Annotated in this window: 18 protein-coding genes and 1 pseudogene; 11 read left to right on the forward strand and 8 right to left on the reverse strand. The window is 64.1% G+C overall.

Translation table 11 applies throughout. The features are described from left to right. Positions 1-140 precede the first annotated feature (140 nt). Genes AC0L3J_RS18920 through AC0L3J_RS18940 form a run of 5 tightly spaced genes read right to left on the reverse strand, consistent with a single transcriptional unit; the run spans position 141 to position 7,099 of the window. A complete protein-coding gene (locus AC0L3J_RS18920) occupies positions 141-2,204 on the reverse strand; it encodes a hypothetical protein (protein WP_456765617.1) in 2,064 nt (687 codons plus the stop codon). Then, entirely contained in the window at positions 2,201-2,350 is a 150-nt protein-coding gene (locus AC0L3J_RS18925) for a hypothetical protein (RefSeq protein ID WP_456765616.1), read from the reverse strand. The genes AC0L3J_RS18920 and AC0L3J_RS18925 overlap by 4 nt, the downstream gene beginning before the upstream one ends. After that, positions 2,347-5,160 (reverse strand): DUF4159 domain-containing protein, encoded by a 2,814-nt coding sequence (locus AC0L3J_RS18930; protein ID WP_456765615.1) that lies wholly within the window; start codon positions 5,158-5,160, stop codon positions 2,347-2,349. The genes AC0L3J_RS18925 and AC0L3J_RS18930 overlap by 4 nt, the downstream gene beginning before the upstream one ends. Next, complete coding sequence (locus AC0L3J_RS18935) at positions 5,157-6,101, reverse strand: DUF58 domain-containing protein (RefSeq protein ID WP_456765614.1); 945 nt, start codon at positions 6,099-6,101, stop codon at positions 5,157-5,159. The genes AC0L3J_RS18930 and AC0L3J_RS18935 overlap by 4 nt, the downstream gene beginning before the upstream one ends. Next, positions 6,101-7,099, reverse strand: coding sequence for an AAA family ATPase (locus AC0L3J_RS18940; protein ID WP_456765613.1), 999 nt, complete (start codon positions 7,097-7,099; stop codon positions 6,101-6,103). Before AC0L3J_RS18940 ends, AC0L3J_RS18935 begins: the two co-directional genes overlap by 1 nt. A 280-nt stretch (positions 7,100-7,379) precedes the next feature. Here AC0L3J_RS18940 and AC0L3J_RS18945 point away from each other — a divergent pair, with 280 nt between their 5' ends. The 7 genes and pseudogenes from AC0L3J_RS18945 to AC0L3J_RS18975 form a co-directional block, all read left to right on the forward strand. Then, positions 7,380-7,991 (forward strand): DUF1285 domain-containing protein, encoded by a 612-nt coding sequence (locus AC0L3J_RS18945; RefSeq protein WP_063993497.1) that lies wholly within the window; start codon positions 7,380-7,382, stop codon positions 7,989-7,991. Further along, positions 7,988-8,659, forward strand: coding sequence for a CoA pyrophosphatase (locus AC0L3J_RS18950; RefSeq protein WP_027568565.1), 672 nt, complete (start codon positions 7,988-7,990; stop codon positions 8,657-8,659). The genes AC0L3J_RS18945 and AC0L3J_RS18950 overlap by 4 nt, the downstream gene beginning before the upstream one ends. After that, positions 8,656-8,919, forward strand: coding sequence for a DUF6111 family protein (locus AC0L3J_RS18955; RefSeq protein ID WP_018454951.1), 264 nt, complete (start codon positions 8,656-8,658; stop codon positions 8,917-8,919). The genes AC0L3J_RS18950 and AC0L3J_RS18955 overlap by 4 nt, the downstream gene beginning before the upstream one ends. A gap of 8 nt (positions 8,920-8,927) precedes the next feature. Continuing rightward, positions 8,928-10,184, forward strand: a complete 1,257-nt coding sequence (locus AC0L3J_RS18960; RefSeq protein ID WP_456765612.1) for a CCA tRNA nucleotidyltransferase — start codon at positions 8,928-8,930, stop codon at positions 10,182-10,184. Next, positions 10,181-10,951, forward strand: coding sequence for a sulfite exporter TauE/SafE family protein (locus AC0L3J_RS18965; RefSeq protein WP_456765611.1), 771 nt, complete (start codon positions 10,181-10,183; stop codon positions 10,949-10,951). Before AC0L3J_RS18960 ends, AC0L3J_RS18965 begins: the two co-directional genes overlap by 4 nt. Before the next feature lie 383 nt (positions 10,952-11,334). Next, entirely contained in the window at positions 11,335-12,246 is a 912-nt protein-coding gene (locus tag AC0L3J_RS18970) for a hypothetical protein (protein WP_473348065.1), read from the forward strand. Positions 12,247-12,281: 35 nt separating this feature from the next. Beyond that, a pseudogene (locus AC0L3J_RS18975) lies at positions 12,282-12,451 on the forward strand (sulfite exporter TauE/SafE family protein); the annotation flags it as partial. On the opposite strand, the gene AC0L3J_RS18980 reads toward AC0L3J_RS18975, so the two are convergent. Then, a complete protein-coding gene (locus AC0L3J_RS18980) occupies positions 12,452-12,832 on the reverse strand; it encodes a nuclear transport factor 2 family protein (protein WP_473348072.1) in 381 nt (126 codons plus the stop codon). A 129-nt stretch (positions 12,833-12,961) separates the two neighbouring features. Here AC0L3J_RS18980 and AC0L3J_RS18985 point away from each other — a divergent pair, with 129 nt between their 5' ends. The 3 genes from AC0L3J_RS18985 to AC0L3J_RS18995 all read left to right on the forward strand — a co-directional run bounded on the left by AC0L3J_RS18985 (position 12,962) and on the right by AC0L3J_RS18995 (position 19,004). Continuing rightward, entirely contained in the window at positions 12,962-16,516 is a 3,555-nt protein-coding gene (locus AC0L3J_RS18985) for a LuxR C-terminal-related transcriptional regulator (protein ID WP_473348066.1), read from the forward strand. Positions 16,517-16,724: 208 nt separating this feature from the next. After that, on the forward strand, positions 16,725-17,882 hold the full coding sequence (locus AC0L3J_RS18990) for an L-dopachrome tautomerase-related protein (protein WP_456765608.1): 1,158 nt from the start codon (positions 16,725-16,727) through the stop codon (positions 17,880-17,882). 39 nt (positions 17,883-17,921) lie between these two features. Continuing rightward, complete coding sequence (locus tag AC0L3J_RS18995) at positions 17,922-19,004, forward strand: two pore domain potassium channel family protein (RefSeq protein ID WP_456765607.1); 1,083 nt, start codon at positions 17,922-17,924, stop codon at positions 19,002-19,004. Positions 19,005-19,167: 163 nt separating this feature from the next. On the opposite strand, the gene AC0L3J_RS19000 is transcribed toward AC0L3J_RS18995, so the two are convergent. Beyond that, positions 19,168-19,383, reverse strand: a complete 216-nt coding sequence (locus AC0L3J_RS19000; protein WP_007595064.1) for a hypothetical protein — start codon at positions 19,381-19,383, stop codon at positions 19,168-19,170. 391 nt (positions 19,384-19,774) lie between these two features. Here AC0L3J_RS19000 and AC0L3J_RS19005 point away from each other — a divergent pair, with 391 nt between their 5' ends. Continuing rightward, a complete protein-coding gene (locus AC0L3J_RS19005; protein ID WP_456765606.1) occupies positions 19,775-20,848 on the forward strand; it encodes a TauD/TfdA family dioxygenase in 1,074 nt (357 codons plus the stop codon). 183 nt (positions 20,849-21,031) lie between these two features. Here AC0L3J_RS19005 and AC0L3J_RS19010 read toward each other — a convergent pair whose 3' ends face one another. Beyond that, on the reverse strand, positions 21,032-21,943 hold the full coding sequence (locus AC0L3J_RS19010; RefSeq protein WP_456765605.1) for a DUF1127 domain-containing protein: 912 nt from the start codon (positions 21,941-21,943) through the stop codon (positions 21,032-21,034). Between the last annotated feature and the right edge of the window lie 41 nt (positions 21,944-21,984).

A 21,984-nucleotide genomic window follows, 5' to 3' on the forward strand; every position in this document is an offset into this window, starting at 1 on the left:
TTTCACAACGCGCTACATTCGACCGGGTTCGGGGGCGAAGGCGCTCTGGAGCTTCCGGCGAAGAAGGGACGATGGGGTTTATCCGACTAACGGAAGCGAAGTGAGGCGGGTGAGCTCGGCCATGCTGGCCCGTAAGCCGCCTAGCGCCCTTCACGGACCCACGTCGCAGCAAACGCGCCGAGCAGCAGCAACAGCCCGATCAGGCCGGCAAAGATCGGCAGCACGCCGACGCCCTTCACGACGCTGGCGTCGCGCATCCGCACGCCCATCCAGCCGTCGCCATGGAAGACGCTCGCCGAGCGGACCGGCAGGATGCGCGGCAGCTCGACGCTGGCGCCGTCGACCACCCGCACGGCGTCACCGCCGGTCGCCTGGGTCAGGGGCTTCAACGTTTCGGTGGTGGAGGTGACTTCCGAAAATTCCTTCGGATTGGTCGGGCCGACATTGATCAGCGCCTTCAGCGTGCCGTCGGTGGCTTGCCACAGGCCGAGCTCGCTCGCCGGCAGGCTGGCGCGCCATTCGCCGGGATCGCCGGCTGCAAGCGTCAGGTCGCGCGAGACGCCCGACGGCGAGGTCACGCTCACCGGCTGAACGCTGTCGGCCATGGTCTGGCGCACCACCACGAGATTCTTGCCCTGCACCTGCAGGCGCAACGCTTCCTCGTCCAGATCAGGCTGCTTCATCAGCCAGTGCGACATCCGCCGCAACAGATCGAGATGCGGACCACCGCCTTCATAGCCGCGCGCCCACAGCCAGATGTGGTCGGAGAGCAGCAGCGCCACGCGGCCCTCGCCGAAACGCGAGAGAAACAGCAGCGGCTTGCCGTCGACGCCCGTCATGACGGGCGGGTTGACCGCGTTGCGGGTGTCGACGGTGCGGAAGAACCGGCTCCAGCGCGGCGGCTCGGAGGCCGAGCCCTCGAGGCCGCGCGTGACGGGATGGCGTTTGCCGACGTCGGACAGATGCGCGTAGAACGGCTTTTCCGTCACCCCGACCGGTTCGGCCGGCAGCACCGAATCCAGCGGCGTGCGCCAGATGCTGGTGTTGGACGCGTAATCGGGGCCGGCCGAGACCAGCACCGCGCCGCCGGACCGCACATAGCGGGCGATGTTGTCGAAATAGGCGATCGGCAGCACACCCTGACGGGCATAGCGGTCGAAGATGATCAGCTGGAATTCGTTGATCTTCTGCTGGAACAGCTCGCGGGTCGGAAACGCGATCAGCGACAATTCGTTGATCGGCGTGCCGTCCTGCTTCTCCGGCGGCCGCAGAATGGTGAAGTGGACGAGATCGACGCTGGCATCGGACTTGAGCAGGTTGCGCCAGGTGCGCTCGCCGGAATGCGGCTCGCCCGAGACCAGCAGCACGCGCAGCTTGTCGCGCACACCGTCGATGGCGACGACGGCGCGGTTGTTCACCGGCGTCAATTCCCGCTCGAGCGGCGAGGCCTCGATCTCGACGATGTTCGGTCCGGAATGCTTGATGTCGACCTCGACGCTTGCCGCCTGGCCGCTCGAAAGCGTGCGCTCGTTGATGACCTCGCCGTCTCTGCGGACCGTGACCTTGGCGCGCTCGCCGCTGACGCCCTGGTCGTCGAGGCGGTAGGTGATGGTCTGGGGCTGCCCGACGATGCCGAAGCGCGGCGCGGCGATGACGGCGATACGGCGGTCGCGCTCGTCCTTCTGCCCGGTGATCAGCGCGTGCACCGGGGCCTGGAAGCCGAGCCCGGCGGCGTTGGCCGGAATGTCGTGGACGCGGCCGTCGGTGATCAGGAACGCACCGGCGACGCGATCGACCGGCACGTCGGACAAGGCCGAGGCCAGCGCGCCGAACAGCTTGGTGCCGTCGGTCTCGCCGTCAGCCTGTCCGGCATCGACGACGCGGACCTCGAGCCCCTTGATCTTCTTCAGGCTGTCCACCAGCGCTTCCTGCGCCGTCGCTGCCTCACGATTGCGATTGCCGAAATTCTGGCTCGGGCTCTTGTCGACCACGATTGCGGCGACCGAGGTGAGGGGATCGCGGTCCTCGCGGGTGAAGGAGGGGTTGGCGAGCGCCAGCAGGAACAGCGCCAGCGCGGCCACGCGCACGGCAGCGCCGCGCGCGCGCGTCAGCAGCAGCACCAGCGCGATGACGACGATCGCGGCCAGCGCGAGCCACAGGACGATCGCGGGAACCAGCGGCGTGAATGCGATGCCGTAATTCATGGCGTCATTCTCTCGGCATCGTCATGCCCGGGCTTGTCCCGGGCATCCACGTTCTTCATGCCGTGCGGCAAGGCGTGGATGGCCGGGACAAGCCCGGCCATGACGGCTTCATTTTGGCGGGCATTCAGCTTCAAAGCCCGCATCATTGCCCCAGCCGTTCGATCAACGCCGGTGCGTGCACCTGGTCGGCCTTGTAGTTGCCGGTCAGCGTGTACATCACGATGTTGGCGCCGGCGCGGTAAGCGAATTCGCGCTGGCGGGGGTCGCCGCCGGTCACCGGCAGCATGGACTGGCCGTCGGGCCGCACGGCCCAGGCGCCGGCAAGGTCGTTCGAGGTGATGATGATCGGCGAGACGCCGTCGCCGCCGCGTGCCGGCCGCTGCGCGCCGTCCTCGTCGTCTTCGCGCGGCAAGGTCTCGACCCAGGTCTGGCCGGTCGTGAAGCGGCCGGGAAAGTCGCGCAGGAGAAAGAAGGTCTTGGTCAGCACGTGCTCGCGCGGCACTGGCTCCAGCTCGGGCACATCGAGCGAGGACAGGATCTCGCGGAGCGTCTGCATGGCGGGGGTCTGTGCCGCGCCGTTCGCGCCGGGCGGCGCTTCGACCGCATCGCGGGTATCGAACAGCACGGTGCCGCCCTGCTTCATGTAGGCGTCGATCTTGTTGATGGCGTCCCGCGACGGCTTGGGCGCGCCCGGTACGATCGGCCAGTAGATCAGCGGGAAGAAGGCGAGCTCGTCGCGCGCCGGATCGATGCCGACGGGATCGCCGGCTTCCAGCGCGGTGCGCTGCGCCAGAAACAGCGTCAGTCCCGATAGCCCGGCCCTGACGATGGAATCAACGTCGGCATTGCCGGTCACGACATAGGCGAGGCGGGTCTGCGACACCGCCTTCATCGCGAACTCGTCGGACGCGCTGTCCGCGTGCGACGGCGTCGGCACGAACGCGGCGAGGCCTGCGAGCACCAGCCCGACGACGATCATCGCGGGCGCGGCGCGGCGGCGCAGCAGCGCGGCAAGGCCGCCACCGAGCACCGCGACGATAACGGCGTCGATCAGGAACAGCGCGAGCGCCGTCGACAGCAGCCAGCCGCGCAAGTCCTGCGGCTCGGCATTGGTGTAGGTGGCGCGCCGGGCGCGCAGGCTCGCGGTGTTCAGGGCTGCGATACGGTCGGCGCTGGCAAGCGTGTTCACGGCGAGCGGTCCTTCTGCCGGACCATAAAAGCCCGGCGGATGATCGGGTGTGGCGCGGTCGCGATAATCCGCGGGCAGCGGCTTGGCGGCGGCCGGCGGCGGGCCGAACGCGCCGAAGCCGTCGAGGATGTGCAGCGGCGCCACCGTCTCGGCGGTCCCTTCAGTGGCAACGCCTGCGCCCGGCTTGGCGGTATAGCCGGACATGTCGACGACGCGCCGCAGGATTTCGACGAAGGTGCCCGACATCGGCAGATCCGACCAGCGCATGTCGGCGCTGACGTGGAACAGGCTGACGACGCCCTTGCCGCGATGCTCGCCTGTTACCAGCGGCGTGCCGTCTTCCAGCGACGCCCAGCTCTTGGTGGCGAGCACGGCGTCGGGCTCGGCCAGCACCTGCCGGCTGATGGTGACGTCCTTGGGGACCACGACGCCGGCAAACGGACCGTCGGCGGCAAAGGAGGCCAGATGTTGCGGCTTTTCCCAGGTCAGGCTGCCGCCGAGCGTCCGGCCGCCCTTGCGCAGCTTGACCGGAACGAGATCGTCCTCGGCCTGCGCCAGCCGCGGGCCGGCGAACCGCACCAGCACGCCGCCCTGGTCGATCCAGGCATTGAGGCGCTCGCGGATCTCAGGGGCGATGGTGCCGACATCGGCGAGAATGATCATCGGCAGCTTCTGGTCGAGGAACTGCGTGATGCCCTGCTGCGGCGAGCCCTTGTCCGCAAGCCGCACGTCGGCGAACGGCGCCAGCGCCCGGGTGAGATAGAAGGTCGGCGCCAGCAGCGGCTGCGCGGTCTCGCTGGTCGAGCCCGAGACGATGCCGATGGCGCGGCGGCGCCAGCGCTTGTCGAGCAGCTGCACTGCGCCTGCGGAGCGCTCACCGGCAATTTCCAGCCGCGTGATGTCGTTGCGCAGCTCGACCGGCAGATCGAACGACGCTTCGGCTTCCTTGTCCTGCGGGCCGAACGAATACCGCGCTTCGCCGATCGGCGAGGCCTTCTGGTCCAGCGCGCGCACGGTGCCGATGGCGATGCCGCTGTCGGTGCGCAGCACCTTCACCGTCATCCTGGCTGCGGCATTCTCGGCCGCGACCAGGGCCAGCGGCGACGAGGTGCCGCCTTCGAACACGGTCAGGCTGCGATCGCCGATGGTCTTGCCGAGGCCCGCCACGAACTCCTCGCCGCGACCGGTGTCGACGCTGTCGGAGAGCCAGGCGATCTCGCAGTCACCGGTCGCTTTCAGGAAGCGATCGATTGCGGTCAAAGTCTCGACGCGCTCGATCGAATACGGCTTTGGCGTCAGCTGCCGCAGCGCGACGCGCGCGGCGCCCGCCGGCATCAGGGTGATATCGCGGTTCGGCTCGGACAGCGGCACCAGCGCAATCGCACGGCGATCGTTCTCGGCACTGGCGATCAACTCGTCCGCGGCCCTGATCCGGATGTCCCAGTTCGAGGCCGCGCTCCAGCCGTCGTCGAACATGATCATCAGCGGCGCCTTGCTCGTGGCCGCGCCCGTTTGCGGATTCCAGATCGGGCCGGCGGCGGCGAAAATGACCAGCGCCGCAGCCAGCAGCCGCAATGCGGTCAGCCACCACGGCGTTCGCGATGGGGTCTCTTCGCGCGGTGCGATGTCGAACAGCAGGCGCGTCGGCGGAAATTCGATGCGGCGCGGCCGCGGCGGCATCACCCGCAACAGCCACCACAGCACCGGCAGGCTGACGAGGCCGATCAGGAGCAGCGGTTCGGTGAAGGCGAGCGGCAGTCCCATCATGCGGCCGGCCCCGCCTTGATCGTGGTGGTGCGCGCGCTCGACTTGCTCACCTGCATGCCGGCATGCAGGAACAGCAGCAGTTCGGCGGCCGAGCGGTCGGTGGCATGCGTCGTGAACAGCCAGTCGAGCTTGTTGGTCTCGGCGCGGATTTGGTCGCGGTGCAGCGCGAGCCGCGCGGTGTAATCCTGGGCCCAGCTCTCGGCGCGGCCGGCGGTGATCACGCCGAACCCTTCCGGCTCGACGAACTCGACGCGGCCGGAATACGGGAATGATTCCTCGGCGGGATCGACGACCTGCACCAACGTGCCATGCGCACCGGAGCCGGACAGGCCGGCGAGCGTGGTTCTGATCTCGGAGATCGGCGACCAGAAGTCCGACAGCACGATCGTCTCGGCCAGCGCCGCGGGCACGAAGGACGGCGGCAGGCTCAAGCGGTCGGCATCGTCATGCAGCATCGCCTGCGCCATCTTGTCGATGACGCTGCGGCTCGCGGTCGGTGCCATCAGCCCGGGAATGCCGACGCGTTCGCCGCCGGAGACCAGCAGCTCGGCCAGCGCGAAGGCGACGATCAGCGTCCGCTCGAGCTTGGATTCACGCGCCTGTTTTGAAGCGAAGGCCATCGACGGCGAGCGATCGGGCCAGATCCAAACCGTGTGCGAAGCTTCCCATTCGAGCTCGCGGACGTAGAGAAGATCGTCGCGCGCCGAGCGCCGCCAGTCGACGTTCTGCGACGGCTCGCCGGAGACGAAGCGGCGGTACTGCCAGAAATTTTCGCCGGAGCCGGCGCGACGGCGGCCGTGCAGGCCGTGAATGACGTTGGCGGCGATACGGCGGGCCTCGAGCACCAGGCGCGGCAAGGAAGCTGCGAGCGTGCGGCTTTCGCCATCGGCTCGTCGGATCGCGATGATCTCCTTTGCTGCGTGCCCGTTCTCCGCCGCCATCAACCGATCCGTGTCTTCAATTGCCGGATCACGTCCGGAATCGTGCGGCCCTCGGCGCGCGCCTGGAACGTCAGCGCCATGCGGTGCTTCAGCACGGGCTCGGCGAGGTCGAGCACGTCGTCGATCGAGGGCGCGAGGCGGCCGTCGATCAGCGCGCGTGCGCGCACCGCGAGCATCAGCGATTGGCTGGCGCGCGGGCCCGGGCCCCAGGCGATGAACTTGCTGGTGTCACCGCCGTCCGGACCCGGACGGGCCGAGCGCACCAGCGACAGGATCGCCTCGACCACGGAATCGCCGACCGGCAGGCGCCGGATCAGCCGCTGCGCGGTGATCAGTGCATCAGGTGTCATCGCGCCCTTCGCCAGGGTCTCGTCGGCGCCGGTGGTTTCGAACAGGATGCGGCGCTCGGCGTCGCGATCGGGATAGTCGACGTCGATCTCCATCAGGAAACGGTCGAGCTGGGCTTCAGGCAGCGGATAGGTGCCTTCCTGCTCCAGCGGGTTTTGCGTGGCGAGCACGTGGAACGGCTTCGGCAGGTCGTGACGCGCGCCGGCAACGGTGATGTGCTGCTCCTGCATCGCCTGCAGCAGCGCAGATTGTGTGCGCGGGCTGGCGCGGTTGATCTCGTCGGCCATCAGCAGTTGTGCGAACACAGGGCCGGAGATGAAGCGGAAGGCACGCTTGCCAGAGGTGCTCTCGTCGAGCACTTCGGCGCCGAGAATATCGGACGGCATCAAATCGGGGGTGAACTGGATGCGCTTGGCATCGAGGCCGAGCGTGATGCCGAGCGTCTCGACCAGCTTGGTCTTGGCGAGGCCGGGGACGCCGATCAACAACGCATGGCCGCCCGAGAGGATGGTGACCAGCGTGTTCTCGATCACGCGATCCTGGCCGAAGATGACGGACGCGATCGCATCCTTTGCCGCGCGAATCTGGCTCGACACCTGCTCGGCCGAACGCACTATTCCGTCTTCGAGCTTCTCGACACTCTCCGCCATCCGTTAGCTCCTTCAGCCTGCCATGCGGCTCGCTTGCGTCGTCATGTCGTCACGTCCTCAACTCAAGACGTGGGCCCTATGCTAGACTTGCAGGAAGGCCATGTATTCGTTGAATTAACCTATCCCCACCTTATCGGCTTAGGGATATGTAGGGCATCACGAAGTGGCGACCTCCACACCGGATGAATGCGGGGTGGAACCGAGCACCCGGATACAACGTAAACCTGCACCAATCGTGCCAAATGACCGATCGTGCCAAATGACAAAGTCAGGGCAAACCATGGCGAACCAAGGGCAGAGCGCCGATCGCGGACTCGAGGGGCTGACTGCCGCTGCCAAAACTGCTGCCGATGCCGAAGGCGCCAAAAAGGGCCTGCCTCCGGTGCATTTGTGGAATCCGCCGTTTTGCGGCGATCTCGACATGCGAATCGCGTCCGATGGTACTTGGTTCTATTTGGGGACGCCAATCGGCCGTCATGCTTTGGTTCGCCTGTTCTCGACCATCCTCAAGCGCGAAGGCGACAAGCATTTCCTTGTCACGCCGGTGGAGAAGGTCGGCATTCGCGTGGATGACGCGCCGTTCATGGCGGTCGAGATGCAGAAGGACGGCGAGGACAACCACCGCGTGCTCCGCTTCCGCACCAATGTCGACGACTGGGTCACCTGCGATGCGGCGCACCGGCTGCGCTTCGAGCAGGCCAAGGACGGCGGGCTGACGCCCTATCTTCATGTCCGCGCCGAGCTCTGGGCCAAGGTCACCCGCGCGCTCTATTACGATCTGGTTGACATGGGTGAGGAGCGGATGGTCGATGGCCAGCCGATGTTCGGTGTCGAATCGGCCGGCGAGTTCTTCGCCATGGCCGATGCGGAGCAGGTGAGGGCCGCGCTTTGAACAAGCCTATCTCCAGGAACGATCCCGCCGTGATCGGTGCGGCCGATTTCTTCGCCCGCTCCGCCGCGCGGCTCGGCTTCGACGTTCCGCCCGGCCTCTACGATCCCAACATCATTCCGGCCTCGGGCGATCCCGGCACCGACAAGATGCTCGAGATCATCGCGCGCGAGCAGCCGGTGCGGCCGGCGGCGGTGTTGATCGCGGTGGTCGATCATCCCGAGCCGACCATCCTGCTGACGCAGCGCTCGGCGCATCTGAACGACCATGCCGGCCAGATCGCCTTTCCCGGCGGCAAGATCGATGCGACCGACCGCTCGCCGCTCGACGCGGCGCTGCGCGAGGCCGAGGAGGAGGTCGGGCTGTCCAGAGACTTCGTCGAGCCGATCGGCTATCTCGATCTCTATGGCACCGGCTTCGGCTTCCGCATCTTGCCGACGGTTGCCAGGGTGCGCCCGGGTTTTGAGCTGACGATCAACCATTCCGAGGTTGATGACGCGTTCGAAGTGCCGCTATCCTTCCTGATGAACCCGGCCAACCACCAGGTGCACAGCAAGGAATTCCGCGGCATGGAGCGGTCCTACTACGCGATGCCGTTTGCCGAACGCTACATCTGGGGCGCGACGGCCGGCATGCTGCGCGTGCTCTACGAGCGGATCTATTCATCATGATCCGGCCGATCCTGACCGAGATCGGAATCTTCCTCGTTCCCTTTGCCGTCTATGCGCTGTTCCTGGCCGCCACGCGCTCCGGCCTGTTCGTGCAATCGTCCTGGCCGATCACCATCGTCGCGCGTCTCATGCTGGCGGCCCTCGTGCTGGTGATCGCGGGGCTGATCGGGTTTGCGCATTTCTCCGGCGCCGCGCCGGATTCGACCTATGTCCCCGCCCATGTCGAGAACGGCAAGCTCGTGCCGGGCGTGGAAAGATAGGGCGGCCGATGAGCGCGGTGCCCATGCTCGCCGATGCGCCCTGGCTGATTTCGGGCGGGACCGCGCGCGTCCTGCAATTGCTCAACGCGGATGGCGAGGAGGCGCGGGTTGTCGGCGGCGCCGTGCGCAACGCGCTGCTCGGCCTCGTGCCCGGTGACATCGACATCGCGACCACGGCGCTCCCGCATGAGGTGATGCGGCGCGCCAAGAGCGCCGGCATCAAGGCCGTGCCGACCGGCATCGACCACGGCACCGTCACCCTCGTCATCGACAGCCAGCCCTACGAAGTCACGACGCTGCGCGAGGATACCGAGACGTTCGGCCGCAAAGCCAAGGTCGCGTTCGGCCGCGACTGGGTGAAGGACGCCGAGCGCCGCGACTTCACGATGAACGGGCTCTCGGTCGATGCTGACGGCGTCGTTCACGATTACGTCGGCGGCATCGCCGATGCGGCGGCGCGGCGCGTGCGCTTCATCGGTGATCCCGGCCAGCGTATCGCCGAGGATTTCCTGCGCATCCTGCGCTTCTTCCGCATCCACGCCGCCTTCGGCGCCGGCGATCCCGACCGCGACGGCTATCTCGCCTGCATCCGGGGACGCGCCGGCCTTGCGAGCCTGTCGGCCGAGCGGCTGCGCATGGAGATGCTGAAGCTGCTGGTCGCTCCCGGCGCCTTTGCCGCCGCGCTCGCCATGGCGGATGGCGGATTGCTGCAAGCGCTGACCGGCGGCGTGGTCTATACCGGGCCGCTCTCGGCGATGATCGCGATCGAGCGCGAGCTTGGCCTCACCGCAAGCAGCACGCGCCGGCTCGCCGCGCTGACGGTCGCCGTGACCGAAGACGCCAAGCGCGTCGCCACGCGGTTGAGGCTCTCCAATGCGGAAACCAAGGCGCTGGATTCGATGGGGCACCGCTGGTGGCGCCTGGCCACCAAGGGCGAAGCCGATGCGCGGCGATTGCTCTACCGTCTCGGTGCGGAGCGCTATCACGATCGCGTGTTGCTGGGCTGGGCGAGAGCCGGCGATGACGTCGGCGTGTCGCGATGGCGTGCGCTCGCCGAGCTGCCGCAGCGCTGGAACGCGCCGAAATTTCCGCTTCGCGCCGCCGACTTCATCGCGCGCGGCATGGCGGAAGGACCCGCCCTCGGACATGTCTTGACGCTCGCCGAGGACGCTTGGCTTGCGGCGGATTTTCCCCTAGAGGAAGCCGCACTCGCTTCCATCGCCGATCAAGCTGCGGCACGTATCAGCCGCGACGAGAGAACGTGACCATCGTCTCAGGCTTCGCCGACATCTCGATCTTTCAGCTCCTGCTGGTCGCGTTGATGGCGTTGTTTGCTTCGATCATCGGTGGTCTCGCCGGCTACGGCACCGGCGCCTTGATGCCGCTGGTGCTGGTCCCTCTCGTCGGCGCCGAGCCCGTGGTGCCGATCATCGCGATCTCCGCGATCTTCACCAATTCCAGCCGCGCGATCGCCTATCTCCGCTATGCCGATCGCCGCCGCGCGCTGATCGTGCTGGCCTGTGCGGCGCTGACGACGGCGCTCGGCGCCTACGGCTATACGCGCCTCACCAATGCCGGCGCGGCGCTGGTGATCGGCTCCATGCTGATTCTGAGCGTGCCGCTGCGCCGTGTGCTCCGCCGCCGCCAGGTCAGGATCGGCGACACCGGGCTTGCGGCCGGCTCGGTCGGCTATGGCGTGCTGGTCGGCGGCACCTCCGGCTCCGGCGTGATCCTGCTGTCGCTGCTGATGGCCGCGGGCCTCGAGGGCGCCGCCGTGATCGCGACCGATGCCATGATCTCGCTCGGCACCGGACTCATCAAGATCTCGGTGTTCGGACTGGCCGGCGCCGTGACCGCGCAGGTGCTCGCCTTTGCATTGCTGATCGGAGCAATCGCGATCCCCGGCGCGTTCCTGGCCAAAGCCTTCGTCGAGCGGATGCCAGTGCACATCCACACCGCGATCCTCGACGTCGCCGTGATCACCGGTGGACTGGTGATGATCTCGGCTGCGGCGAGGCAGCTGATCGGGTAGATGGCCCCGGCCCCAATCACCGCGAGCTTGACTTCGTCTGACATTTGATCATTTTTCAATCACAAGCTGTGGGGCGGGTAATGATCGGATCACGACTGACACGCCTTCTCATGCTCGTCGTCGCGATGGCCGTTGGGACCGATGCCCAAAACCAAACCGCTGACGTTCAGGGGGAATTGCGGTGCTGCGGGTGACAACGCTGGTTGCTGAAGGACGCCTGCCGGCAGGCGGGTTTGAAGGGAATCGACTTCGCCGATGTGAGTAAGAAATAAGAAATTCAACGCTTATCGAATGGAATTGCAGTGATGGCGCGGTGCGGCCTTTCGTTGCAAGACCATCCGCCCCTGATGTCGCGAGCGCGTGCCTTTCCTGGAGAGTTGGGAATGTCGACCGATCAACTTGTTCTTCTCAAGTCGCGCAACCAGCGTCTCGCAGAAATGCTTATCTTTCCGCTCGTAGCCCTCCTGGCTGGGCCGATCTTGCGTGCGCTGCTCGGCAACAGCTATGTCATATTCTACGGGCTCGCCGCGATTGTGCTCATTGGCATGGTCATGACGCGCGTGAGCAGCGAATGGGGCGCCCGGCATGGGGGCGAATGGGTCACCAAGGCCGAACGCCTCGAGCGGCTCATGGCCGAAACCACGCAGACACCTTGGCTGAATGCACTGGCGACAACAGCCATGCTGGCGATGACACTGCTTGGCCTGCTGCTCGTCATCGATCCGCTTGACCGTCTCGGCGAAAGCTACGGCGGACCGATCGCCACGGCTGTTGCGGTCGCGGCGGTGTCGATACTGGCCGGAGCCAGGGCCTTGTTCGCCGGACTCTCGAAGAAGCAGCCGGTTATCGTCGACGAGGCGCCGCCGCAGGGGCATTTCTGGTCCGAACTTCGCTCCGCACTACCGCTGGTCTACGCAGCCTATGCGCTAGCGTCGGCTGCTGCCCTTCTTGTCGCGATGCAACTGAAGGAGTCGATGCAAACCACGGCCTTTATCGTCGTCTTCATCGCCGTGTCGCAGTTGATCCTGCCCCTTCGCCGGCGGGCAGGACGGCGAATTTACCCGCGGTCGTTCGATGCCAATTTGGGCCGGCAAGTCGTGGCCGGCGTTCTAGTGTGGGGCATTCCCATGGGCATGATGTTCAGCGCCGGCATGGTTCTCGACGCGATGGGGCGTCCCGCCCAAATGGCACTGATGATCGCTGCGGTGCTGGGTATCAGCCTGATCGGCGGGGCAGCGTTCGGTGTTCTGATCTACGTCATGCTGCGCGTTGCGGAAGCCCGAAGGGCGCAGTAGCGTTTCCATCCCTAGCAAACCTTCGGGCACGCTTGCAGGTGCTCGCCTTTGCTTCTGATCGGCGCGATCACTCTTCCCCTGGCGCGTTCCTGGCCAAGGCCTTCGTCGAGCGGATGCCGGTACACATCCACACCGCGATCCTCGACGTCGCGGTCATCACCGGCGGGCGGTGATGATCTCGGCGGCGGCGAGGCAGCTCATCTAATCAAATCGGATGTGGCACCGCCCCCGCTGCGGGGTTTGGATCACACCTCAGTTGGTGTGAGGGACTGCAGTCCAGTTCCTTGATCCTGCCGGCGGCGTCAAACGCCAAAAGTGCACTCATGACGCCAGCATTGGTGATGTACGAGATAATCGTCCCGTCGTTCTTCCAGGGATTGAGATCATCCAACGAGCCTGCCGGATACTTTCGGAGGTGATCGACCCAATAGGCACGAAGTGCCTCGCGGCCGGTGATGGTTTGGCCCCCGGCGCAGCCGCAGTGGACCACGGCGTCCTCGGCATGGAGTTCCAAAATCGCGTCGATATCGCCCGCGCGATAGGCATCAAGCCAGTCGACCGCAACGGCCATGGGATCAAAGGACATATTTTTCACTCACATGCGTCCAAATCTGGTTCAGGCCGGGGAACCACCAAGCCTCCTATGATTTTAATATTCCACCCGGCCACGGCCATATGCCGAAGGACATAGAGGACCGGGCCGAGGGCAAGATCGATGTTGGACGCGTCCGCGAGGCAGGGGATACTCAAGCCCATCCGGCTTTTGCTCGTCGATCCACAGCCGATCGTTTTGCAGGGATTGAGGTCGGTCCTCGGGACGCAGCCGGATTTCGACGTTGTCGCAGCGTCCAGCGATCGGACAAGCTGCCTCCAAGCAATTCGGAAGCTGACACCCGACGTCGCGCTTCTCGCCGACAAGGTGCCGGATCTCACGGTCTCCGAGATCCTCGCGATCGTGAAGGCTGAGAAGCTCTCCACGCGCCTGGTGTTCTTCACCGAGTCCGACACCGACCACGATCTGGCTTCCGCCATCGCAGCCGGCGCCTGCAGCGCAATTTCGAAATATGCCTCTCCCGCGACGATGCTGCGATCGCTGCGGCTGATGACGAAGAGCGGTGTGGCACTGGCGAAGTCCGATCTCTCGGCAGCCGGCAAGGAAGCGGAGGGCGACGGCAAAGTCGAAAAGATGCTGGAGCTGTTGACGCAACGGGAACGTCAAATCGCACGACTCGTGGCGGAAGGACTGTCGAACAAGGAGATCGCGCGCCAGCTCAACGTTTCCGACGGGACGGTCAAAGTCCACCTGTACAATATTTTCCAGAAGCTTGAGATCACCAACAGGACTGTGCTCGCGACCATTGCGTTGCTGCAACGCCCCTCCGGCCTGGCCGCGCTCTCCCTGGCATTTCTGGCGTTCGCCATTGCGGACGAACTCAAGGCGTCGGAAGCGAACGGCATCTTTCCGGATGACAACGGCGTCGGCCACGCGGACGAGCACGCCGCGTACGAGCCCTGGAAAAAAGGAATTCTCCGGCACCTCGTCGTTTGGGAATCCGGCGAGACGCCGACGCAAGTCCAGAGAGATCTGTTCGCCAAGGCGGTCCAAATCACGAACCCGGCGGCGGCAATGGAAGCGCTGCGCGCGGCCGAGCACTCCGGAGGCTCGAAACCGTGGACACACCACGCTCCTGCTGGATCGGGCGCGCCCGATCTTCCGCGCTTACTGCGAGAAGCCATCGACATACAGACCGGTGACGACCCGGCCCCGGAACATCAATTCCCACGGCTTCTTTCCAATGCCACGTCGATGCATGGAGGGTATGGCAACTTTGCTATCCTCACCGGTGCGTTGATCTACGCACTGCAGGACCCTCATCTCGCCGTCCACGCGCATGACCTCCGTGACGCCTCGATCGACAGCATCCTGGCCGTCACCCAAGAGAGTGCGACCACAAAGCTGGCTGCGATCACTCATGCTGCCGCCAATCCTGACGACCATTCAGCCCCAAGTTTCCTTTCGCACGATGTCCACCTGTCTTCCGCCGTAGTGACCGCTGGACACGACAACGCCGCTCAAGAAGGCGCTCTGGGTCCAAATGGGCCGGGCGATGCGGGTGACAACCTCCATAAACCTGTTGGCGCGGACCCTGGTCACGATGCCAGCATCGGCGTAGACGGCAACGTTGAAAAAATTGTTTATCGCTCCCCGATTGACTCCGAGTCGACCGCTTCCGATACCGTGTTCGATTTCGCATCGGGGCCGGGCAGGATCAATCTTGCGGCTTTCGGAGCGCTTGCCTGGCTGCATATGACGGCGGCAACCAAGTCTATACCGCCACATACACTCGCCTGGGTCTACGACTCCGCAAGCAACGAAACGATCGTCTATGTGAATGCGACCGATCGTGTCCTTGATGTCGGCGATCGCGGCCTGCTGGAAATTCATCTGGAGGGGATTGTATCCATTGCGGAGGCGGATGCCGCCTCCGCGCCGGATAGCGCGGCTGTCGTGGCTACCCTTGAGCAGCTCGAAGCAGTGCTGATATCGGCGACCGAAACCGATGATGCTGTTTTGAGCAAGGACCATGTCCAAACCAGTATCGAGGGGAGCGAGAGCACGCTCGGGACGTCTGGAGCCTGGGCCCTTCTGGCCAACAACGGCTCGGGTTTCCATTTCGGGCAGACCCGGACCGGCTTAGGAACGTCGACAAGGCTCGGAAGCTCCACCGACGCGTCGGCGGATGCAACGGAAGAGAGTGATGGCGCGTCTGCCGTCTCGGCTCACGGATCATCCAACGAACTTGCTCATAGCGCGACGGCTCCGGCAGCCGCAAATGTCACATCGAACAATGGTCCGGCCAATACGGGCAACGGCGTTTCGTCGACTGCACCGAACGAGATCGGCCAACCCAATATCGTAACCGCCGACAACGCGGGGCACGGCAACTCGCAGCACGCTTCGGACCCGTCGACTGAAGCAGACTCCAAGCCGGGCAACGGCGTCGGCAATGGCGCCGAGCATCACGATAAGGATCCGGAGGCTCCGGGAGGGCAAGCGAAGAAAGCAGAACCAGACGGCGCGGCACACGGCAAAGCCGGGCACTCAAACGCTGCAAAAGCGCCGGACGCAGCTGAGACCGATCCGGACGTCGCAACGGCCGCTAACGCGGGTCATGGCAACTCAAAGCACGCTTCGGAGCCGGGGTCTGCAAAGGCGGCAGCCGGCGAACCGACTGAAGCTGGCTCCAAACCGGGCCACGGCGTCGGCAATGGCGCCGAGCATCATGCTTCGGTTTCGGAAGCTCCGGAAGGGCCAGCGAAGAAGGCCGACGCAGGGGGCGGGGAACACGGCAAATCCGGGCACTCCGCCGCCCCAAATGCACCAGATGCAGGCGAGATCGATCCGGGCGCAGCGATAGCCGCCAGCGCAGGCCACGGCAACTCGCAGCACGCTTCGGAGCCGGGGTCTGCAAAGGCGGCAGCCGGCGAACCGACTGAAGCTGGCTCCAAACCGGGCAACGGCGGCGAGCATCACGCTTCGGCTTCTGACGCGGCGCTCGGACCAGCGAAGACGGCAGAACCAGGGGCTGCGGAACACGGCAAATCCGGGCACTCATCCGCTGCAAACGCACCGGACGCAGCTGAGACCGATCCGGGCGTCGCAATGGCCGCCAGCACAAGCCACGGCAACTCGCAGCACGCTTCAGAGTCAGGCTCTGCAAAGGCGGCAAGCACGGAATCGACTGAAGCTGGGGGCAAACCGGGCGATGGCACGGGCGATAGCGGCGAGCATCACGCTTCGGCTTCGCACGCTGCGGGGGCAGTGAAGACGACAGAACCAACCACCGTGGACCACGGCAACTCGGAGGACGAGTTACACTCAACCTCTGCCAACGCATCGCAAGCAGCCGATATCGGAGAGCCGAGCGTCGCAGCCGGCGGTAACGCTGGACGCGGCAACTCGCAGCACGCTGCGCAACCTGCTGCAACTGCATCAGAAGACGCACACCCCGCCAAAGCTGCGTTGGAGACCGGCGGCCTGGACCAAGGACCGGTGTTCCGCTTCGATAGCGGACCAACTCCTTCGACTCTCGTTGCGGTCGTTGAGCCGAAACAGCTCAATAATCTGCTCGATCCGCACGTTCCGCCTGGTCAAGCGGAGGACCTCGTCAAACTCGTCCCTCATGCGCTGAACGGACACGCGGACGATCACGGCAATAACGGCGCGCATCAAGCCATTGTACCTGCGCATCATGATTTGCTGATCTGAACGGTGATCGCGACGGCGTCGACGATTCGTTCGCTCCGTCATATGCCTCGGCAAGGATCATTGCTGGACCGCTTGACGGAACTAGCCATCAAGCGCGTTGGCAGACGTGGAATCGCTAGGAACGATCGAAGCAAAGCCGGATTGGGCCCTAAACTTTTTGAAAGGGCCTCTCATGCGTCTAATCGCGTTCAGCTCCTGCTTGGCAGTCGTGCTATCCATTTCGTCCGCGGTTCACGCGCAATCCGCAACAGAGGATATCAAGTCCAAGGCGCAGCGGCTTGTCGCGCCTCTTGTCGAAAGTCGCGACAGCCGGCTGCAATCGGTCGCGACGTTTGAGCATCAGGTAACCGGCGTCACGGTCGCCCCGGACGGCCGTATCTTCGTGAACTTCCCGCGCTGGACGGAGGATACGCCGGTTTCGGTGGCCGAACTCATGCCGGACGGCTCGACCAGGCCATATCCCAATGAGGAATGGAACGGCTGGCGCAACGCGCGAATGTCCGAGGTATCGCCCAAGGATCACTTCGTCTGCGTTCAAAGTGTTGTTGCGGACCGGCGCGGATCGCTTTGGGTCGTCGATCCCGCGGCTCCCAATGCCGAGAAGACCGTGAAGGGTGGACCCAAGATCGTCGAGGTCGATCTGAAGTCGAACACTGTGAAGCGGACCTTTCCGATCGGGCCCGACGTCGCGGGTCCGGCCAGCTACCTCAACGACATCCGTATCGCCCCCGACGGAAAATTCGCGTATCTGACCGATTCCGGTTCGCCCGGCGGCCTGGTTGTTCTCAACATTGAGTCCGGGCAGGCTTGGCGTGTGCTGAGCGAGGATCCTTCGACCCAGTTCGATCCGAGCGTCACCGTAATGACAGATGGCCAGCCCTTGCGGCGGCCGGACGGACGGCAGCCCTTGTTCAATGCCGATAGTCTGGCGCTCTCGAAAGACGGCAACACCCTCTATTGGCAGGCCCTGACCGGAAAGACGCTCTACCGGATTGCGACGTCCAGTATCCAGAGTGCGGACGCGGCGGCTCACGCTCGCCCGGAAACAGTGGCAACGACGGAGCCCGTCGATGGGCTCTGGACCGGCGACCATGACGAAATCTATCTGAGCTCGATCGCCGACAATGCCGTCAAGGTCCTCAACCCCAGCGATGGGACCGTGCGACAGCTGTTGACGGATTCGCGCCTGCGCTGGCCGGACACCTTCTCGCAAGGTCCTGATGGCGCAATCTATGTCACCGCGTCGCATATCCAGGATTCGCCCTGGTTCCACATGGCCTGGACTGACAAGAACTTCACGCTGTTCAAGTTCATGCCCGGCGACGCGAACACCGTCGGGTCAAGTCGCGAGCCGAACCGGCAGTAAGCGCAAGGCTCCGGAAACGCCGCAGGGCGAGGAGGACAGATGGCCCATTGGGTTGAGCCTATAGCCGGCACGCTGCTGATGGCACTGATCCTTGCCGACGTATTCCTCACGGTTCTCTACGCACGCGCCGGCACCGGAATTATCAGCGACCGCCTGGCCAGACTGGTTTGGCTCGCGCTGCGCCGGCTTTCCTCGGCCGGCAACGGCAACCATCTGCTTTCATTCTGCGGCCCGTTGATCCTGGTCGCCTTGCTGTTCACCTGGTCTATTCTGCTCGCGCTTGGGGCTGCACTGATTGTGCACCCTCAGCTCGGGACCAGCATTACCAGCAGCAACCAGGAGACCCCAACTGACTTCGTGACCGCGCTTTATGTCGCCGGAAGCAGCCTGTCGATCGTAGGCGGCAGCAACTTTGGTCCGCAGAGTGCCGGAGCGAAGCTGTTGTTTGTTCTGAATTCGGTGATCGGGACCTCAGTCATATCGCTCACGATCACCTACCTGATGCAGATCTACGGCGCACTCAGGAGCAGGAACACGCTCTGCCTCAAGATTCACGCGCTTTGCGGTGAGACCGGCGATGCCGCGGATCTGCTCGGGCATCTGTTCGCAAATAACCAGCTGAGTGCGGGTTATAACAATTTGTCCGAGTTGGCCGCAGAGGTTACAGGCACCAAAGAAGCTCACCACTTCTATCCCGTCCTGTTCTACTTCCGCTTCCCTGAACCGTTCTACTCCGTCTCGCGGTCGTCACTGATCGTCCTCGATGCAGTCTCGCTGATCAGAAGTGCATTGCCGAAGGACGCCGATTGGCTCAAGCAATCCGGCGCAGTCACCCAACTATGGTCCTCCGCGCTGCTGCTTCTTTCGACCCTCAACAATGTTTTCCTGCATGAAAAAGCATCGGATGAAGCCGACGACGGAGATCGGCAAGTCTGGCGGGTCCGGTTCGACAATGCGCGACGGCGGCTGCGGCAAGCTGGCATCAGTGTAACCGACGACCTTCCGCATTCGTGCGAATCCTACATGGAACAACGAAGAAGGTGGGACTCTCTCGTTTGCGTGCTTGGCAATTCGATGGCTTACCGGCCTTCGGACATCGATCCGGCGATACAAAGGGCGTAAACCCCTGGCGGACTCTCGCAGGTCAAGTTCGCTTTGCTTGGCGGGCTCCGATTTTGGCGCGAGACTTCCCACAACCGAACCTCTCGGTGAGCGCACCTGGCCTGGTCGCGCGTCTCAGAAGCGCGACACCTTCGGCGGATCAGCCTCGTTGGGCAGAACTGTTTCAGGGTTGCAGCCGTGAGAGCAGACGTTGCCGATCCTGATCGCGACGTCGCTGCTCCATGCGCATCCGTTCGAGTTCGCCTTCCGCTTTGGCTGTGTCCTCGTTCTGGCGCTTCATTTCAATGATCAGCGCCTCCTGCTCAGCGAGCCGCCGTTCTCCCTCGACGACGTCGCGCTCGATCTGCCTCAACTCATCGTATATCGCCGTCGTGTACATCGCGATCCTCGCGCGGCCGTGCTGCAGAAGGCACGCCGCAAAGTAGCTTTCGCCTCTTGCCGGGCGTTATCGGGGCCGCGCAGTGCGGCCACGACCGCGGCACGAGGCGCATGACTTTCAACTCAACCAGCTTCGCGAACGTTCCGGCTGATGCCATTTTTTCCCGAGCTTTGATCGGTTGAACGAGCGGCCGTGTTGTAATCATTTTGGCGGAAGCGGCTCACCCAACACGCGACTGCTTGGAACGGATCTCGTCACGGGGACAATGCGCTCGGCTCACGGCGGCGCTTCAGCCAAGTTGCAAACAAGCGGTCGGCACAATATCGTCGATCATCCGCGCCCATGTCTTCCGCGCCGATGCCTGACGTCCAATCTCCCAGGAGCCAACACGATGAATGTGGTCTCAGTGCCCGGCGGGATCCATCGCCCTCCAGGGAAGGTCGATATCCCGTCCGCCTGGCGGGGCGCTGAGATGAAAGCCAATCCCGATCGATGGTTGATATCGCTTGCTGCCGGCGAGATCGCGGAACTTGAGGGCGCGGCTGAAACTTATCTTGGCAGAAACAAGAAAATCGCCGAGATCACGAAGGAAAGCTTTCCGCTTCCCCGCTTCGGCGCGCATCTGGAAGAGCTTAAGACAACGCTCCTGGCTGGTCTTGGCTTTGAAGTCATCCGCGGCCTGCCGGTGGCAAACTATAGCCAGGAGTTCGCCGCTACGATCTTTTGCGGAGTAGGCGCGCACCTCGGATCGGCGCGATCTCAGAATGCAGCGGGGCACATTCTCGGTCACGTCCGTGACACCGGCGCCAATGCGAAGGATCCGAACACCCGCATTTATCAAACTTCGGAACGGCAAACATTCCATACGGATTCGTCCGACGTGGTTGGATTGTTATGCATTCGCGAGGCGATGGAGGGAGGGGATTCCCTCCTTGTCAGTACGACGACAATCTACAACGAGATGTTTGACAGACGTCCCGACCTTGCCGCTCTCTTGTTTGATCCGATCGCGACAGACCGGCGAGGCGAGGTGCCGGAGAACGAAAAGCCATATCTTGAAATCCCCGTGCTGAATTGGCATGCGGGGTTCCTGACCGGGTTCTATCAGCGCCAGTATATCGATAGTGCGCAGCGCTTTCCCGATGCGCCGAGACTGACGCCGGCTCACGTCGAGGCGCTCGATCTCTTCGACACGCTCGCAAATGATCCCACTCTGCATTTCGGCATGCGGCTTCAGCCGGGTGACATGCAGTTCGTTTACAATCATGCCTTGCTGCATGACCGGACCGGATTCCGCGATTGGCCCGATGCAGGCCAGAAGCGTCATCTGTTGCGCCTTTGGCTCAGCATGGAAGGCGACCGGCCGCTGCCCGATTGTTTCAAACAGCGCTATGGCTCGATTGAGATTGGCAACCGTGGCGGCATCATCACCAAAGGTACCAGTTTGAACGTTCCGTTGGATTGACGTTCCGGGTGGTTTGAACCGGAAGCCTGGACCCAACCTGGCCTCGCAAGCTCAAGCCGCAAGATCAGGCCGGCCCCCCTTCCAGAGCGCCAGGCTGAAACTATCGACGTGGTTCGATGTGACCGGGGCGAGTACCCAAAAATGCCGCATCTCGGCGTAGAGCGGACATACGCATGACCCGAGCTACTTGAATGCTGCCGTCTCGGCCGGGGCGGGTGTACTTGGCCGCACGAATACAATGGTGGAGTTCACTGGAATTTCCGCGTTCTCGCGGGTGCCCTGGCCGATGAGAATGAGGCCTGCTCCACCATTGGCTACCGTCAGGATGACCGGTTCACCCGCCCATGTCCTGATCGGCTCCATCCCGATGATGAGAAACTCACCGATTGGCTGGTCCAAGTACTGAAGTCTCAGCTGCGGAGCAATTTCTGCGGGCGCAAGCCCGAAGCCCAGCCGTTGCGCGCGCGCATGGATTTCGGTCAACGACGCTGTCTCGCCCTCGAAGCCGAGCTCAGCGGCCGAGATAGGGACGAGCTCCACGTCCGTTTTCTTGCCACTCAGAGTAAAAGCCGGCCGCGCAAGGACTTCAGCAGCGGCGCTTCCGACGTCGCAGCCCATTGCACTCATCGCCTTGCGAAGGGCGCGCATGTCCCTGAACGTCCCTATCGCAATCGTCTTCCACAGCCGAACATCGGCGGCCGAACTGACGGGAGTCTGCGATCGCGGCACCGGAGGAGCGGTCTTGAGGTCCAGGTGATTGCGCAGAACGTCCTGCGCGGTGCATTGAGCTTTGGCCTCGCTTGCGAAAGCGAGGATAAGCGCGCCACAGAGCAGCAGGGCAATGACGCCGCTGTCCCGGTCTGTCGAACGATTCGGCCTCGCGATGTTTCGGTGCGAGGCGATGTAGTCGATCTCGCCACGCGTCGTGCCGATGTCCATGAGTTCCCTGTCGCTGAGGCAGCACAGGGTTGCTTGTGCACTCCGGCGTCTGCGGCGCTCCCGCCATGTGCTCAAGAATTGCCGGACCAGGCTGACAACGCGCTGCGTTGATCCGAAGGGCCGTCGCATCCCCGCGGCGCCATAGATCGCGCTCATCGCAATCTCCTTTGGCTTGCTTCTCACCGAGGGCTAAGGTG

The sequence above is a fragment of the Bradyrhizobium sp. Kon37 genome (genome assembly GCF_055807535.1).

What these genes read in the sequence shown, in the direction of transcription:
- AC0L3J_RS18940 (WP_456765613.1), bottom strand. Translation starts at nt 7,099, where the DNA reads ATGGCGGAGAGTGTCGAGAAGCTCGAAGACGGAATAGTGCGTTCGGCC.
- AC0L3J_RS18945 (WP_063993497.1), top strand. Translation starts at nt 7,380, where the DNA reads ATGGCGAACCAAGGGCAGAGCGCCGATCGCGGACTCGAGGGGCTGACT.
- AC0L3J_RS18930 (WP_456765615.1), bottom strand. Translation starts at nt 5,160, where the DNA reads ATGATGGGACTGCCGCTCGCCTTCACCGAACCGCTGCTCCTGATCGGC.
- AC0L3J_RS18980 (WP_473348072.1), bottom strand. Translation starts at nt 12,832, where the DNA reads ATGTCCTTTGATCCCATGGCCGTTGCGGTCGACTGGCTTGATGCCTAT.
- AC0L3J_RS18920 (WP_456765617.1), bottom strand. Translation starts at nt 2,204, where the DNA reads ATGAATTACGGCATCGCATTCACGCCGCTGGTTCCCGCGATCGTCCTG.
- AC0L3J_RS18960 (WP_456765612.1), top strand. Translation starts at nt 8,928, where the DNA reads ATGAGCGCGGTGCCCATGCTCGCCGATGCGCCCTGGCTGATTTCGGGC.
- AC0L3J_RS18955 (WP_018454951.1), top strand. Translation starts at nt 8,656, where the DNA reads ATGATCCGGCCGATCCTGACCGAGATCGGAATCTTCCTCGTTCCCTTT.
- AC0L3J_RS18970 (WP_473348065.1), top strand. Translation starts at nt 11,335, where the DNA reads ATGTCGACCGATCAACTTGTTCTTCTCAAGTCGCGCAACCAGCGTCTC.
- AC0L3J_RS19005 (WP_456765606.1), top strand. Translation starts at nt 19,775, where the DNA reads ATGAATGTGGTCTCAGTGCCCGGCGGGATCCATCGCCCTCCAGGGAAG.
- AC0L3J_RS18995 (WP_456765607.1), top strand. Translation starts at nt 17,922, where the DNA reads ATGGCCCATTGGGTTGAGCCTATAGCCGGCACGCTGCTGATGGCACTG.
- AC0L3J_RS19010 (WP_456765605.1), bottom strand. Translation starts at nt 21,943, where the DNA reads ATGAGCGCGATCTATGGCGCCGCGGGGATGCGACGGCCCTTCGGATCA.
- AC0L3J_RS18925 (WP_456765616.1), bottom strand. Translation starts at nt 2,350, where the DNA reads ATGATGCGGGCTTTGAAGCTGAATGCCCGCCAAAATGAAGCCGTCATG.
- AC0L3J_RS19000 (WP_007595064.1), bottom strand. Translation starts at nt 19,383, where the DNA reads ATGTACACGACGGCGATATACGATGAGTTGAGGCAGATCGAGCGCGAC.
- AC0L3J_RS18985 (WP_473348066.1), top strand. Translation starts at nt 12,962, where the DNA reads ATGTTGGACGCGTCCGCGAGGCAGGGGATACTCAAGCCCATCCGGCTT.
- AC0L3J_RS18935 (WP_456765614.1), bottom strand. Translation starts at nt 6,101, where the DNA reads ATGGCGGCGGAGAACGGGCACGCAGCAAAGGAGATCATCGCGATCCGA.